The sequence below is a fragment of the Streptomyces sp. A1277 genome (assembly GCF_004795015.1).
Classification (GTDB): Bacteria; Actinomycetota; Actinomycetes; order Streptomycetales; family Streptomycetaceae; genus Streptomyces.
In genome coordinates, this window is the sequence record NZ_SSBI01000006.1 from 1 (window position 1) to 14,302 (window position 14,302).

Sequence of the window (14,302 nt, forward strand, 5' to 3'; positions counted from 1 at the left end):
CCCGGCCGGACGGTCGACAGATCAACGCCAGGACACCCGTGGGGTCGGTCGTAAGCAAGAGTCAGACCGTCACGGCCGGGACTACCCGATCCTTGCGGGATCCGGTACGAACAGACTGACAGTCGTAGCTGGACCCAACTCGGCCCATGGAGCGGCGAATTCCGTGTCTGCGACATGCAGCGGCGAAGGCGTCCGATGTATATTGCGTGCCGCGATCCGAGTGAAATACCACGCCATCGACAGATCCGCCACGGGTGGCGACAGCTGCCTCGATCGCATTGATGACCAGATCGGCCCGCATGTGCTCGGCCATGGACCAGCCGACCACCCGCCGCGAGTGCATGTCGATGACGGTCGCCAGATACACCCAGGCGTTCCCGACCGGCAGGTAGGTAATGTCGCCGCACCAGCGCACGTCTGTTCTGGATGCGGTGAAGTCGCGTTTCACCAGATCGGGTGCTTTGGGCGCTCGCGCGTCCTGCACCGTGGTGCGTTTTCCCTTACGTAGGTGGCGGCCGGCGATTCCGGCGGCGCGCATCAGCCTGGCGACCCGCTTGTGGTTCACCACCGGACCTGATTCCCGCAGCTCACGCGTGATCCGGGGAACACCGTAGGCGCCGTTGGTCCCGGTGTGAATGCCGCGGATCCGTTCGGTCAGCGCCTCCTCCGCCGCCGCCCTGGCCGCCCGGTCAGGCCCGGCGGCCCGCCAGCGGTAGAAGCCGGACCGAGAGACCCCGAAGATTCTGCACAGCCGCTGTATGCCGTACTCCATGTGGTGGTCGGAGATGAACCGCCAGCGGCCGGTCATCGACCCATCTCCTTCGCAAAATACTGCGCCGCCTTCTTCAGGATCTCCTTCTCGAGCTCCAGCTCACGCACCTGCTTACGCAGCCGCTTCAGCTCCTCACGCTCCGCCGGAGTCATCGGCTCACCACCCCCGCCGACCTGGGCGGCTTCGGCCGTACGTACCCATTTCCGCAGGGACTCGGTGTTGACACCAAGGTCCTTGGCCACCGAGTTGATGGACCGGCCGGTGGAGGCCACCAGCTTGATCGCGTCCTGCTTGAACTCTTCCGAATACCGGGCTGTACCCACCACGACACCTCCATGCCAGATCCCACGATCTGACCCTCAAGAGATGTCCACAAACGCGGGCAAACCCCAATCAACGGATACACCTACAGCAACAACAACCCCACCACCTACAGCGACCCCACCGGCCTGATGCTCCTGCCCATGTGTGACTGTGGCGGGGGCTCCACCGAGGGAGACACCTCCGGGGACAAGGGTGGCTCCGACAGTGGCGACTCAGGAGATGTCAGCGGCACCACCAACAGTGAGTCCGGGGGGTGCGATAAGACGTGTCAAGATGCGCTTTCAGCTCTAGGGAAACTGATGAAGGGGCATCAGGGATCGCTTTATCAAAGTCTCGCGAAAGAGCTTCGGAAATATGTTTTGACAGTGGCTGGTAACTCGAAGTGCGTCGAAGGCGCGATGGTGACCTCCGGGGCTGCTGCAGGCTGTGCAGACATGGCGAAAACTGGGTCGACCGCAACCTGGAATGACTTGCTCAACGAGTGGCTTAACGGGAAGGGTGGGGTTCGAACTTTCGGTGCCGGGAGTCTCCTCACGCAGCAGTTGGCTGGCAATAAGTACTCAACGGAGTTGCTCGCCGAGCTGCAGAAGAAAATCTCTGGTGCTGGGTATGACATCAGCCCGAATGATCCGGATGCCAAACTGGGCGGCGTATCGAAACGTAAGGACCCGAAGTCGAATATCCTCCGAGATATTACGGGGATGCTTACAGACGGACAGCACGGCGCCTCGACGCCAGAAGCATTCTTTGGATCTTACGACCAGGTGCACCAGGTGATTAACGTAGATAAGCAAAACAGGAGCTTCACAGTTGCCTTTGCTGCATACAATGCAACAGGGATGCATTCTTTGACCCACTTCTGGCCTGACGTTGCACAGGGTCGACAGATGGCTAATCTGCACCAGACGTACTACTGGACTGTTACGGTGACGGAGTGAAGGCGGTGGTGAAGTATACCGTGCATAAATTTCCGTTGCTCAGAGCCCTTCGCATAAGCACCATTCTGGTGCTCTTGTTGGGATTTCTGGCTGCGATGTCCTCTGTCTTCCCTCAAGAAGTTGGCATGTCTGAGCTGTCGCGTGACTTTAGCAACGGGCGTGCGACGTCGATGCATGTGGTCTATGTGTCCCCCACAGAAGTTCGGGCACGATGGTCCACAGGGTTGCTGGGTGAAAAGGAACTCAGCCACCGGTTCGACGGGCTGGGTGATGAGCAGGATTTCGCGGACCTGGTTCGGTCCTCTCTCGGGACCCCGGGAAAAGAAATCTCCTTCGACTCGGTCGATCCACTGGCGCGCCTCGGCGGCCTGTCCGTGGCAATCCCTGTCCTCTATTGGCGGTTGATCGAACCGACGTGGCTCAAGTGGGCGGTCCTGGCAGCGTTTCTTGCGGTGCTCGCGGACATCTGCCTGCGGCATTCCCTACGAGCTGTCAGCGCCGGCTACTGGCTTGGCCTAGGTGTGCTTCTCGGCATGGGCGTACTGGCCTACCTTTGGTCAGAGCCGTCCTCGCTGCTACGCAGGGATGGGACAGGTGTGGGCCGCATCTCTGGCGGTGGGGTCATTGTGCGGACACTCAGCTGGTCCGGGGCCACGGCCCTTCTGACGCTTGCCATACTGGCGCTGCGCTGATCTGAGCGTCTGAGGTGGATGCCGCCGCTGCCGCCTACCTTGGCGGGAGCGGCGGCCGCCTGCGGTTCGGAACCGTGTCATACGTGGGCGGGGTCGCCGTGGGATGGACCGCTAGGAGGTCCAGGGCGGTTCATACCTCGGTGGGCCGGGTGGCGTAGAAGGCGACAGCTGAGGCAGCGGCTACGTTCAATGAGTCGACACCGGCATCCATCGGGATGCGTACATGCTCGTCGGCGGCCTGTAGCGCTCCGGCCGACAGCCCCTCCCCCTCCGTACCCAGCATCAGGGCGAGCTTCTCGTAGCGGCGACCGGCGAGCTCGTCGAGCGTGATGGAGTTCGGCGAGAGGGCGAGAGCCGCGAGCACGAAGCCTTCTTGCCGGACGACTTCGGCGTCATGTGGCCATGACTCGAACCTGGCATACGGAACCGACAGGACAGCCCCCATGGACACCTTTACAGCCCGCCTATAGAGGGGGTCGGCACAGCGCGGAGTGAGGAACACGGCCTCCACTCCCAGAGCCGCCGCGTTGCGGAAAGCGGCACCCAGATTGGCATGATCAACGATATCCTCGAAGATCGCGATACGACGTTGACCAGCACGCTCTTGTAGACCCAAAGGCAACATCGCGCCGATGTTGGTGTGGTCGTTGACGGCCTCCATGACGACCACCCGGCGGGCGGTGCGCAGCAGTTCGTCGGCGGTCGGCAGGGGCTTGCGCTGCATGGAGGCGAGGGCGCCGCGGTGCACGTGGTAGCCGGTGACGCGTTCGGCGAGCTCCGGGCTTACCGCGTACACGGGGGCCGGGACCTCGTCGATGACGTCGCGCATCAGGTCGACCCACTTCGCCGAGAGCAGCATGGAGCGCATCTCGTACCCGGCGTGCCGGGCGCGTCTGATCACCTTCTCCCCCTCGGCGATGAAGAGGCCCTCGGCGGGCTCCCTTCTGCGCCGCAGTTCCACATCGGTCAGGCCGGTGTAGTCGCTCAGGCGGGGGTCGTCGGGGTCGTCGACGGTGATGAGATCAGCCACGGTTTTGATACTGCCTTGTCCGGTGTGTGCTGCCAACGGTCTGGAGGAGATCCGTTACCGCTGGTTACCTGGCGGTCGGTGCGGTGGCCGGGCCTACCGCGACGACATCGCCGATGACGATGACGGCGGGCGGGCGTACATCCTCGGCGACCACGCGCTCGGCGACGGTCGCGAGCGTCGCGTCGACGCGGCGCTGGGCGGCCGTCGTCCCTTCCTGGACGAGCGCGACCGGGGTCTCGGGGGACCTGCCGTGCTCGACGAGTGCGCGGGCGATGGCACCGATCTTGTCGACGGCCATCAGGAGCACCAGGGTGCCGCGCAGCCGGGCGACGGCCGCCCAGTCGACCAGCGAACGCTCGTCGTCGGGGGCGACATGGCCGCTGACCACGGTGAACTCGTGGGCGACGCCGCGGTGGGTGACGGGGATGCCGGCCGCGCCGGGCACCGAGATCGAGCTGGAGATGCCGGGGACGACCGTGCACGGGATGCCCTCGGCGGCGAGCGCCTGAGCCTCCTCCATGCCCCGGCCGAAGACGAACGGGTCGCCGCCCTTGAGCCGGACGACCGCCTTGCCCGCCTTGGCGTGCTCGATCAGGGCGTTGTTGATGGCCTCCTGCGCCATGTAGCGGCCGTACGGGATCTTCGCGGCGTCGATCACCTCGACGTGCGGCGGGAGTTCGTCCAGCAGGTCGCGCGGGCCGAGCCGGTCGGCGATGACGACGTCCGCCTCGGCGAGGAGGCGGCGGCCGCGGACGGTGATCAGGTCGGGGTCGCCGGGGCCGCCGCCGACCAGGGCGACGCCGGCGGTCCGGGTGCGGTGGTGCGGGGCGGCGATGCTGCCGTCGCGCAGGCCCTCGACGATCGCGTCGCGGACGGCGGCCGAGTGGCGCGGGTCGCGGCCGTGCGCACCCGCGGTGAGCACGGCGACGGTCACGCCCTCGCTGCGGCCGGTGGCCGGGGTCCAGGCGGTGGCGGCTTCCGCGTCGTCGCTGCGGACGCACCAGGTGCGGGTGCGCTCGGCCTCGGCGGACGCGGCGTCGTTGGCGACCGGGTCGTCGGTCGCGATGAGCGCGTACCAGGTGTCGGTCAGGTCGCCTTCGGCGTACGGGCGGCGCTCCCAGCGGATCTCGCCGGCGTCGGCCATCGCCTCGACGGACGCGGTGGCGGACGGGGACACGAGGACGATGTCGGCTCCGGCCGCGATGAGGGCGGGGAGGCGGCGCTGCGCGACCTGGCCGCCGCCGACGACGACTACGCGGCGCCCGCTCAGGCGCAGTCCGACGGGGTAAGCGGGGCGATCGGCGTGCTCGGCCATGGCGGTGCGGGCTCCTCGTGCGATGCGGGGTGCGCGGCCGCTGCGGCGGTGGAGCGGCTGTGATGTGCGGGGTTCACGATACGGGGTGGGGTGCGGGTGCGTGGGGGGCGCGGGTGCGGTGGGGGGTGCGGGTGCGGTGGGGGGTGCGGGTGCGGTGGGGGGTGCGGGTGCGGTGGGGGGTGCGGGTGCGGTGGGTGGGTGGGTGGGGGTGGGACGCCTGCGGCGGGCGTTCCCCTCCCCGCCCCTTCCCGTAACCGGGGCGCTGCCCCGGGCCCCGCGCCTCAAGCGCCGGCGGGGCTGGGTTTCGGGGCTCCGCCCCGGACCCCGCGCCTCAAGCGCCGGAGGGGCTGGGGTTTCGGGGCTCCGCCCCGGACCCCGCGCCTCAAACGCCGGCGGGGCTGGATCTCCGAGCCTCTCCGGCGATTGAGGCGCGGGGGTTCGGGGGCAGCGCCCCCGAACCCCCACGGCCGCGGCTACTTCTCCGTTACGCCTGCCGAGTCGAACGTCGCCACCTCGTGCATCGCACGGGCCGCGCTCTGCACGATCGGGAGGGCCAGCAGGGCGCCGGTCCCCTCGCCGAGGCGGAGGTCGAGGTCGACCAGGGGGCGCAGGCCCAGCTTGTTGAGGGCTGCCACGTGGCCCGGCTCGGCGCTGCGGTGGCCCGCGATGCAGGCCGCCAGGGCCTCCGGGGCGATCGCACGGGCCACCAGGGCGGCCGCACCCGCGCTCACGCCGTCGAGGATCACCGGCGTGCGGAGCGACGCCCCGCCCAGCAGGAACCCGGCCATCGCCGCGTGCTCCAGGCCACCGACCGCCGACAGGACGCCGATCGGGTCCGCCGGGTCCGGCTGGTGCAGTTCGAGGGCGCGGCGCACCACGTCGATCTTGCGGGCGTGCATCTCGTCGTTGATGCCCGTGCCCCGGCCCGTCACCTCGGCCGCGTCCATCCCCGTGTACACGCAGATCAGGGCCGCCGACGCCGTCGTGTTGGCGATGCCCATCTCACCGGTCAGCAGGGCTTTGTTGCCCGCCGCGACCAGATCGCGCGCGGTCTCGATGCCGACCTCGATCGCCGCGTGGACCTCCTCGCGGGTGAGCGCGGGGCCCGTCGTGAAGTCCGCCGTACCGGCCCGCACCTTGCGGGGCAGCAGGCCGGGCATCGCGGGCAGTTCCGCGACCGCGCCGACGTCCACCACGCACACCTCGGCGCCGACCTGCGCCGCGAAGGCGTTGCAGACCGCCCCGCCGCCGAGCATGTTCGCGATCATCTGGCCCGTGACCTCCTGCGGCCACGCCGTGACGCCCTGCGCGTGCACCCCGTGGTCACCCGCGAAGACCGCGACGGCCGCGGGCTCGGGGATCGGCGGCGGGCACATCCGGGACAGCCCGGACAGCTGCGCCGAGATGATCTCCAGCATGCCGAGCGCGCCGGCCGGTTTGGTCATCCGCTTCTGGCGCTCCCACGCCTCGCCCAGCGCCTTGGCGTCCAGGGGCCGGATGTTGGAGATCGTCTCCTGCAGCAGGTCGTGCGGCGCCTCGCCGGGCAGCGCACGGCGGCCGTACGTCTCCTCGTGCACGACCCACGACAGCGGCCGCCTCTTCGACCAGCCCGTCTGCATCAGCTCGGGGTCCTCCGGGAACTCGTCCACGTACCCCACACACAGGTACGCCACGACCTCCAGGTGTTCCGGCAGTCCCAGCGCCCGCACCATCTCGCGCTCGTCGAAGAAGCTCACCCAGCCGACGCCCAGGCCCTCGGCTCGCGCCGCCAGCCACAGGTTCTCCACGGCCAGCGCCGAGGAGTACGGGGCCATCTGCGGCTGCGTGTGCCGGCCCAGCGTGTGGCGGCCGCCCCGCGTCGGGTCCGCGGTCACGACGATGTTGACCGGTGTGTCGAGGATCGCCTCGATCTTCAGTTCCTTGAACTGCTTCGCCCGGGCCTTCGGCAGCGATTTGGCGTACGCCTCCCGCTGCTGCTGCGCCAGCTCGTGCATCGAGCGGCGCGTCTCCGCCGACCGGATCACCACGAAGTCCCACGGCTGCGAGTGCCCCACGCTGGGCGCGGTGTGTGCCGCTTCCAGGACGCGCAGCAGCACCTCGTGCGGGATGGGGTCGCCGCGGAAGCCGTTGCGGATGTCGCGGCGCTCCCGCATGACCCGCAGGACCGCCTCCCGCTCCGCGTCGTCGTACCCGGGCGCGGGCGGCGCGGCGGCAGGCGTCTCCTCCTGCTCCGCCGCCTCAGGCCGGGGCGCGGACTCGGGTGCGGATACGGGCTCGGATACGGACTCGGGTGCGGATACGGGCTCGGGTGCGGATACGGGCTCGGGTCCGGGGTCGGGCACGGACGCGGGCTCGGGGCCGGTCTCGTCTGTCCGGGGGCTCTCCGGGGCCTCGGCTGCTGCCGGTGCCTCCGGCACGGCGGGGGTCTCGGAAACCTCGGTAGCCGCTTCCGGAACCTCTGCTTCTGCGGGCTGGGGCGCCTCGGCGGGCGCCATGGCCTCGGCGGGCTCAGGTGTTTCGGCAGCCTCGGCGGCAACCAGGGTCTCAGGCGCTTCGGCGGTCTCTGCGGCCTCAGGAGCTGCGGCAGCCTCAGGGCTGGCGACGGCCTCGACCTCGGGAGCCGCCGTGGCCTCGGCGGTCTCGGCAGCCTCAGCCTCGGGAGACCCGATGACCACAGCGGCCTCCGGGACCTCAGGGACCTCAGGGGTCACAGGGGTCACAGGGGTCACAGAGGTCACAGGAACCTCAATGGCCTCAGCCGTCTCCGGGGCCACCGCTGCCTCCGGCGCCTCTGCGGCCGGGGTTTCGGCCACCGGCTCCGGCGCAACGGCCGTGGGCGGCGCTTCCGGCTCCGGCTGGACCGGCTCCGCCACGGGCAGGGTCTCCGGCTCCGCCTCACCGCCGAGGTCCGGGGTCTCGATGACCTCCGGCTCCTGCTCGGGCTCCAGCTCCGTGGCCGTGGGCTCGGCGACCGGCGCCGGGGCCACGGCCTCGGGCTGTATCGACTGCTCGGCCGCCGGCGCGGGGACCACGGGTACGGCTTCCTCCTGCACGGGGGCCGGCTCCACGACCACCGGCGCCTCGGCCACGGCCGGCCGGTCCACCGGCGGGGCCACCGCCGCGGGGGCCTCCGCCACCGCGGCCGGCTCCGCCGCTTCGGCGGCCACCGGCTCCGGGACGACCGTTTCTGCTGCGGGGGCCTGGGCCACGGGCTCGGGAGCCGCCGGCTGGGCGGTCCACTGGTGCGTGTCCTGCGGGGGGATCTCGCCGAGCTGGGGGCCCGGGAGCGGGGGCTCGAAGTACTCGGGTTCAGCGGTCGCCGGGCCCGCGTGGCGGGCGGCGGACGGGGCGGGAGCCTGGGACGGGGCCTGAGGGGCTCCGGCCGGACCCCGGTCGGCGAGCGAGCGGACCACGCCGGCGCCCGACGTACCGCCGTAGGACGGCTCGGGCGAGGCCGGGCCGCGGTGCAGCGGGCGGCGCGCGGGCGCCTGGGGCTGCGGGGCGGCTGCGGGGGCGGGCGAGGGGATGCGTACGGCGCCGAGGTCGACGGAGCCGGAATCGCGGCCACCGGACTCGTGGGCGCCCTGGCCGGTCTCCGGCAGCGGCTCGGCGGCGGCCTGCTGCATCGCGTACGCCGGGACCTGATCCTGGAGCTGGACGGGGCCCTGGGCGTGCTGCTGCGGGGCCTGCGCCGGCTGGTAGCCGCCCTGCGCGCCCGTACCGTCCGTGTAGGGGCCGGGGGCCGGGGCGGGCTGGGGCTCGCCCCAGGCGCCCTGCGCGCTCGGCATCAGCAGGAGGTCGTCGTCCTCGGGCGTGTGCGCGGAGGGTTCGAGGTAGGTGTAGGAGTCGGGGGCGGGGGCTCCCGGCTGCTCCACCATGCCTGCGTTCTCCGGCAGTCCCTCGCCCGGGATCCGGCCGGTGTCACTCATGCGTTCCCCTCGCCCATCGTCAGTGCTCCTTCGGCCCTTCGCCCGGGACGCCCGAACACGGCACGCCGGTGCTCGTCCAGTGGAACGAGCGGGCGCGCCGCGCGGCACGAATCGGTCGCGGACATCCTGCATTCTCGCGGTCGTTCGTTGCCGCGGCAGGTCATTTCGCCACGGCTCGCTGTGGACTGCGCCACGTTGCGCGTCCCAGGGTTCTGCCGTACCACAGCGAGGGCCAAAACGGTCCCCTTTTCCGGACATTGACGAACGAAACGACGAACGTCCCGGAGCGGTGCGACGATCGGCCAGCCTACCCCGCACCGTGTGCGGACGGGTCAGGGGGCAAGGTCCGAACGCAGTGCGGAGAGCAGAAACACGACCGTGCGTTCGCGCTCCGCCCATGCGGCCGTGTCGAGTTCGACGGACTGGAGGAGCGAGCAGGCGACCGTATAGCCGTTCTCGGCCAGGGCGGCGCCCAGGGCCTCGGCCTCGTCGCGGGTCGAGGCGTGGGTGACGATCCGCTCCGGGCGGCGGTCGGCGACGGCGGTGGCGACGGGGACGCCGCCGCCACCGATGCGTACGACGTCGGGTTCGGGCAGCCGCTCCAGCACGTGCGGGGCGCGGCCCTCGACGACCTGGAGCTGGACGCCGAAGGCGCGGGCGGCCGCGGTGGTGCGGGCGCAGGCGGCGGGGTCGCTGTCGACGGCCAGGACCGCCGCGCCGAACCGGGCCGCCTCCACGGACAGGGCGCCGCCGCCGGAGCCGATGTCCCAGAGCAGGTCGCCGGTGCGGGGGCCGAGGTGGGCGAGCTGGGCGGCGCGCAGGACCGGGCCCTCGCCCTCGCCGCTCTCCCCCGCCGGGCGGGCGTCCGGGTCCGGGTAGGCGCCGACGGGCAGGGCCCAGCCGCGTACGCCCCGGGGGCGGGCGGGGTGGCGGCCGGCGATCCAGGTGCCCTCGGCCTGCTGCTCGGGGCCGCCGCCGATGACGATGACGACGTTGGGGTCGCGCCAGACGTGGTCGGCTGCCGTGTCGGAGGTGACGACGGTGACCTGTTCGCGGTCGGTGCCCAGCTGCTCGCAGATGACGAAGGTGCGGTGGACGCCTTCGAGGAGCAGGGCGAGTTCGGCGGGTCCGGCGCCGGGCGAGGTGAGGACGGCGACTTTGTGGTGGGCGCGGCAGACGTTCACGGCGCGGCGCAGGGTGCGGGGGTGGGCGACGACCGTCTGGGCGTCCTCCCACGGCATGCCGGCCCGGGCGAAGGCGGTGGCGACGGAGGAGACGGCCGGGACCACCTCGACCTCCAGGCCGTGTTCGCGGGCGCGCAGGGTGCGGACGACGCCGAAGAAGCCGGGGTCGCCGTCGGCGAGGACGACGGCGCTGCCGCGGTGGCCGGCGATCCGGCGGGCGGCGAGGTCGATCGAGCCGAGGCGGATGTGTTCCGCGTCCCGGGGCACTTCCGGCAGTGCGAGGTGGTGGGCGGCGCCGGCCACCAGGGTGGCGGCCGAGAGTGCGGCGGTGGCCGCTCTGGTCAGCGGTGAGCCGTCCCAGCCGATCACTGTGACCCGGTCGGCCATCTTGGTGTCAGTCTCCTGGATTCGTCGCGGGCGGGGGGCGGGTTGCCCGGGGCGGCAGGGTGAGGTTACCCGGTCCCCGCCGGTGCTGGGCCGGAGCCCCGGGGCCGGTCAGTGCCAGTCGTTGTAGGTGCCGTACCCGCCGGCGTCGGCGAGCTGCTCGGCGACGCCTTCGAGGTCTTCGGGGAGCAGGCCCCAGACGATCAGGTCGGTCCTGATGTCGGTCCATCCTCCGTCCTCGGTCTGTGAGCGCGCTATGCGGGCGTTGCGCAGGACGCCCTCGCTGATGCAGCCGAGCTTCTGCGCGACCTGCTGGGAGGCGGTGTTGTCGGCGGCGGTGCGCAGTTCGATGCGCTCGAAGCCCTGGTCGCCGAAGAGCCACTGGGCGAGGGCGAGGACGGATTCGGTGGCGTATCCCTCGCCGCGGGCCCAGGGCGCGGTGATGTAGTCGGCTTCGGTGGCCAGGGTGCGCCAGTCGGTGTGGTGCAGCCGTACCGAGCCGACGAGGCGCTGGGTGAGGAACTCGGTGACGGCCAGGGCGATTCCGTCGCCCTTGGTGCGGTGTGCAGGAGCGATCCTGCGCACCCAGCGTTCGGCGTCGACCTGGGTGTAGGGGTGGGGGGCGTCGGTCCAGGCGGTGACGAGTTCGTCGTTCATCATCTCGATGTACGCGGGGATGTCCGCCATGTCGAATGGGCGCAGCACCAACCGGTCCGTGCTGATGGAGATGTCCGGGAAGGTGGAAGTCATGCGCAGCTCCATGCCGAAGACCGTGTGAATGCACAGCATGCAGCATCACCGGGAGGGCTTGCATGGCCGGGTCGGTACGGCGGAGCCCCGCACCCCCGGGGCGGGGTGTGCGGGGCTCGTCGGGCAAGTGCCGTGTGCGGATCAGGACTTGGTGTCACCGAAGGCCGGGATGACCGAGCCCTGGTAGGTGTCCTCGATGAACTTCTTGACCTCGTCGGAGTGGAGGAGCTTCACGAGCTTGAGGACGCGGGCGTCCTTCTCGTTGCCCTTCTTCACGGCGATGATGTTGGCGTACGGGTTGCCGTCGGCCTTCTCCAGGACGAGGGCGTCGTCGGCCGGCTTGAGCTTGGCCTCGATGGCGTAGTTGCCGTTGATGACGGCGGCGTCCACGTCGTTCAGGGCACGCGGGACCGTGGCGGCCTCCAGCTCCTTGAACTTCAGGCCCTTCTTGTCGGTGATGTCGCTCAGCTTGGCGCTGGTGCCGACGCCGTCCTTGAGGGTGATGAGGTTGTTCTCGGCGAGCAGCTGGAGCGCGCGGCCCTCGTTGGTGGTGTCGTTGGGGACGGCGATGGTCTGGCCGGACTTGATGCCGTCGAGGCCCTTGACCTTCTTGGAGTAGAGGCCGAGGGGTTCCAGGTGGACGGTGCCGACGGAGACCAGGTGGGTGTCGTTCTTCTGGTTGAAGTCGTCCAGGTAGGGCTGGTGCTGGAAGAAGTTGGCGTCGACCTGGCCGGTCTCGGTGGCGGTGTTCGGCAGGACGTAGTCCGTGAACTCCTTGACCTCCAGCTTGAGGCCGGCCTTGTCGGCGAGGTTCTTCTTGACGAAGCCGAGGATGTCGGCGTGCGGCGTCGGGGACGCGGCGACGACGAGGGCCTTGGAGCTGTCGGCGGTGCCGCTCTTGGACGCCGGGTCGGAGTCCGTGCCGCAGGCGGTGAGGCCGAGGGCGAGGGCGGCGGTCGCGGCGGCGGTGGCGGTGTACTTGATGGCGGTACGCACGAAAAGTGCCTCTTTCAGGTGGTGATGGTGGTGCGCCCGGACAAGGAGTGCGGGCTCGTGGTGACGGGAGGTCTCAGGTGGTGCGGCCGCGGCGGGCCAGCAGGCGGACGGCCACGTCGCCGATCAGCTGGACGGCGGTCACGATGACGATGAGCAGCGCGACGGTGATGAGCATGAACCGGTTGTCGAAGCGCTGGAATCCGTAGGTGACGGCCTTGGAGCCGAGCCCTTCGCCGCCGACCGCGCCGGCCATCGCGGAGTAGCCGATGAGCACGATGACGGTGGTGGTGATGCCGGAGACCAGGGACGGCAGGGCCTGCGGGAGCAGGACCTTGCGGACGATCGTCGGGATGGAGCCGCCCATGGACTGGACGGCTTCCACGAGTCCGTGGTCGACCTCGCGCACCGCCGTCTCGACCAGCCGGGCGAAGAACGGGATGGCGCCGACGGCGAGCGGCACGATCATCGCGGTGGGGCCGATGAAGGTGCCGACGACCCAGGTGGTGAACGGGATCAGGGCGATCAGCAGGATGATGAAGGGCAGCGAGCGCCCGATGTTCACGATCACGCCGACGATCTTGTTCACCGGGGTGTTCTGCAGGAGCCCGCCCTTGTCGGTGAGGACCAGCAGGACGCCGAGCGGCAGCCCGACCAGGACGGTGACGAGGGCCGACCACAGCACCATGTAGAGGGTGTCGACGGTTCCCTGCGTGAGCAGCGGCTGCATTTCGGACCAGGTCACTTCGCCACCTCCTCGGTGAGCGGTGCGGGGGCGGGCACGGGCACGGTCGCGGCGTCCACCGGCTCGGCCTGGAGGCCCTGCTCGCGCAGGAAGCCGATCGGGACGACGTTCTCCTCGAACCGGCCGGGCAGTTCGATGCGCATGCGGCCGATCTGCTTGCCGCCGACGGTGTCCATCGCGGCGCCCAGGATCGAGATGTCGATGTTGTACGTACGGGAGAGCTGCGAGATCACCGGGCGGGCGGCGGCGTCGCCGTGGAAGGTGACGTCGACCACCGTGCGGTCGGGTCCGGAGGCGGTGCCGCCCACCGGGAACAGCTCGTGGGCCAGCTCGGAGCCGGGGGTGGCGAGGAGTTCGCCGACGGTGCCGGACTCGACGATGCGGCCCTTCTGCATCAGGGCTGCGGAGTCGCAGATGGTCTTGACGACGTCCATCTCGTGGGTGATGAGCAGGACGGTGAGGCCGAGCTGCTGGTTGAGGTCGCGCAGCAGCTGGAGGATGGAGCGGGTGGTCTCGGGGTCCAGGGCGGAGGTCGCCTCGTCGGAGAGGAGCACCTTGGGGTCGCCGGCGAGGGCGCGGGCGATGCCGACGCGCTGCTTCTGGCCGCCGGAGAGCTGGCCCGGGTAGGACTTGGCCTTGTCGGCGAGGCCGACCAGGTCGAGGAGTTCGAGGGCCTTGCGGGACCGTTCGCGTCCGGTGACGCCGAGGATCTCCAGCGGGAGTTCGATGTTGCGCTGGACGGTGCGGGAGGCCAGCAGGTTGAAGTGCTGGAAGACCATGCCGATGCGGCTGCGCGCCTCGCGCAGTTCCCTGCCGGCGCGGCGGCCCCGGCCCGCGAGGGCGGTGAGGTCCCGGCCGGCCACGGTCACGGTGCCGGAGGTGGGGCGCTCCAGGAGGTTGACGCAGCGGATCAGGGAGGACTTGCCGGCGCCGCTGCGGCCGACGACGCCGTACACCTCGCCCTCGCGGACGTGCAGGTCGACGCCGTCCAGGGCGGTGACCTCGCGGTCGCGCGACTGGTAGACCTTCGTGAGGCCCGTCGTGGTGATCACAGGGGTTTTCCGTCACTGTCGAGTGCGCGGCGCGGTGTCCGCCGGGCACGGGGCATGCGTCCGGGAAGACTGATCCGGACGTTTCGATCGGACGTTCCGAGCGGGTTCCCGGGGCGGCCGGGCGCGGCGGTGGCCGCGGGGCCGGGTGCCCGTACGGGCTCGTTCCGCTGGGTGCGGACGGCGGCCGGGAGTGG

The 14,302-nt window shown here is 70.5% G+C and carries 12 protein-coding genes; 2 read left to right on the forward strand and 10 right to left on the reverse strand.

Translation table 11 applies throughout. The features are described from left to right. Positions 1-61: 61 nt before the first annotated feature. Positions 62-808, reverse strand: a complete 747-nt coding sequence (locus E6R18_RS05745) for an IS3 family transposase (RefSeq protein ID WP_136315752.1) — start codon at positions 806-808, stop codon at positions 62-64. Further along, positions 805-1,098, reverse strand: a complete 294-nt coding sequence (locus tag E6R18_RS05750) for a transposase (protein WP_168712284.1) — start codon at positions 1,096-1,098, stop codon at positions 805-807. Before E6R18_RS05750 ends, E6R18_RS05745 begins: the two co-directional genes overlap by 4 nt. A gap of 297 nt (positions 1,099-1,395) precedes the next feature. Here E6R18_RS05750 and E6R18_RS05755 point away from each other — a divergent pair, with 297 nt between their 5' ends. After that, on the forward strand, positions 1,396-2,034 hold the full coding sequence (locus E6R18_RS05755; RefSeq protein ID WP_136315754.1) for a hypothetical protein: 639 nt from the start codon (positions 1,396-1,398) through the stop codon (positions 2,032-2,034). Further along, positions 2,031-2,726 carry a hypothetical protein gene (locus E6R18_RS05760; RefSeq protein WP_136315755.1) on the forward strand — a complete coding sequence of 232 codons (696 nt, stop codon included), beginning with the start codon at positions 2,031-2,033 and terminating at the stop codon, positions 2,724-2,726. The genes E6R18_RS05755 and E6R18_RS05760 overlap by 4 nt, the downstream gene beginning before the upstream one ends. A 130-nt stretch (positions 2,727-2,856) precedes the next feature. Here the strand turns inward: E6R18_RS05760 and E6R18_RS05765 are convergent, their stop codons facing one another. The 8 genes from E6R18_RS05765 to E6R18_RS05800 form a co-directional block, all read right to left on the reverse strand. Beyond that, positions 2,857-3,756 carry an RNA methyltransferase gene (locus tag E6R18_RS05765; RefSeq protein ID WP_136315756.1) on the reverse strand — a complete coding sequence of 300 codons (900 nt, stop codon included), beginning with the start codon at positions 3,754-3,756 and terminating at the stop codon, positions 2,857-2,859. A gap of 64 nt (positions 3,757-3,820) precedes the next feature. Continuing rightward, entirely contained in the window at positions 3,821-5,071 is a 1,251-nt protein-coding gene (gene cobA / locus E6R18_RS05770) for a uroporphyrinogen-III C-methyltransferase (protein ID WP_136315904.1), read from the reverse strand. Between the two features lie 473 nt (positions 5,072-5,544). Then, positions 5,545-9,000, reverse strand: coding sequence for a nicotinate-nucleotide--dimethylbenzimidazole phosphoribosyltransferase (gene cobT, locus E6R18_RS05775; protein ID WP_136315757.1), 3,456 nt, complete (start codon positions 8,998-9,000; stop codon positions 5,545-5,547). Positions 9,001-9,332: 332 nt separating this feature from the next. Continuing rightward, positions 9,333-10,571: a precorrin-6y C5,15-methyltransferase (decarboxylating) subunit CbiE gene (gene cbiE / locus E6R18_RS05780; RefSeq protein ID WP_136315758.1), complete on the reverse strand. Its 1,239-nt coding sequence runs from the start codon at positions 10,569-10,571 to the stop codon at positions 9,333-9,335. Between the two features lie 108 nt (positions 10,572-10,679). Beyond that, on the reverse strand, positions 10,680-11,357 hold the full coding sequence (locus tag E6R18_RS05785; protein WP_136315759.1) for a GNAT family N-acetyltransferase: 678 nt from the start codon (positions 11,355-11,357) through the stop codon (positions 10,680-10,682). A gap of 102 nt (positions 11,358-11,459) precedes the next feature. Next, complete coding sequence (locus tag E6R18_RS05790; protein ID WP_136315760.1) at positions 11,460-12,314, reverse strand: MetQ/NlpA family ABC transporter substrate-binding protein; 855 nt, start codon at positions 12,312-12,314, stop codon at positions 11,460-11,462. Between the two features lie 73 nt (positions 12,315-12,387). Next, entirely contained in the window at positions 12,388-13,056 is a 669-nt protein-coding gene (locus E6R18_RS05795) for a methionine ABC transporter permease (RefSeq protein WP_136315761.1), read from the reverse strand. Continuing rightward, complete coding sequence (locus E6R18_RS05800) at positions 13,053-14,108, reverse strand: ATP-binding cassette domain-containing protein (protein ID WP_136315762.1); 1,056 nt, start codon at positions 14,106-14,108, stop codon at positions 13,053-13,055. Before E6R18_RS05800 ends, E6R18_RS05795 begins: the two co-directional genes overlap by 4 nt. Between the last annotated feature and the right edge of the window lie 194 nt (positions 14,109-14,302).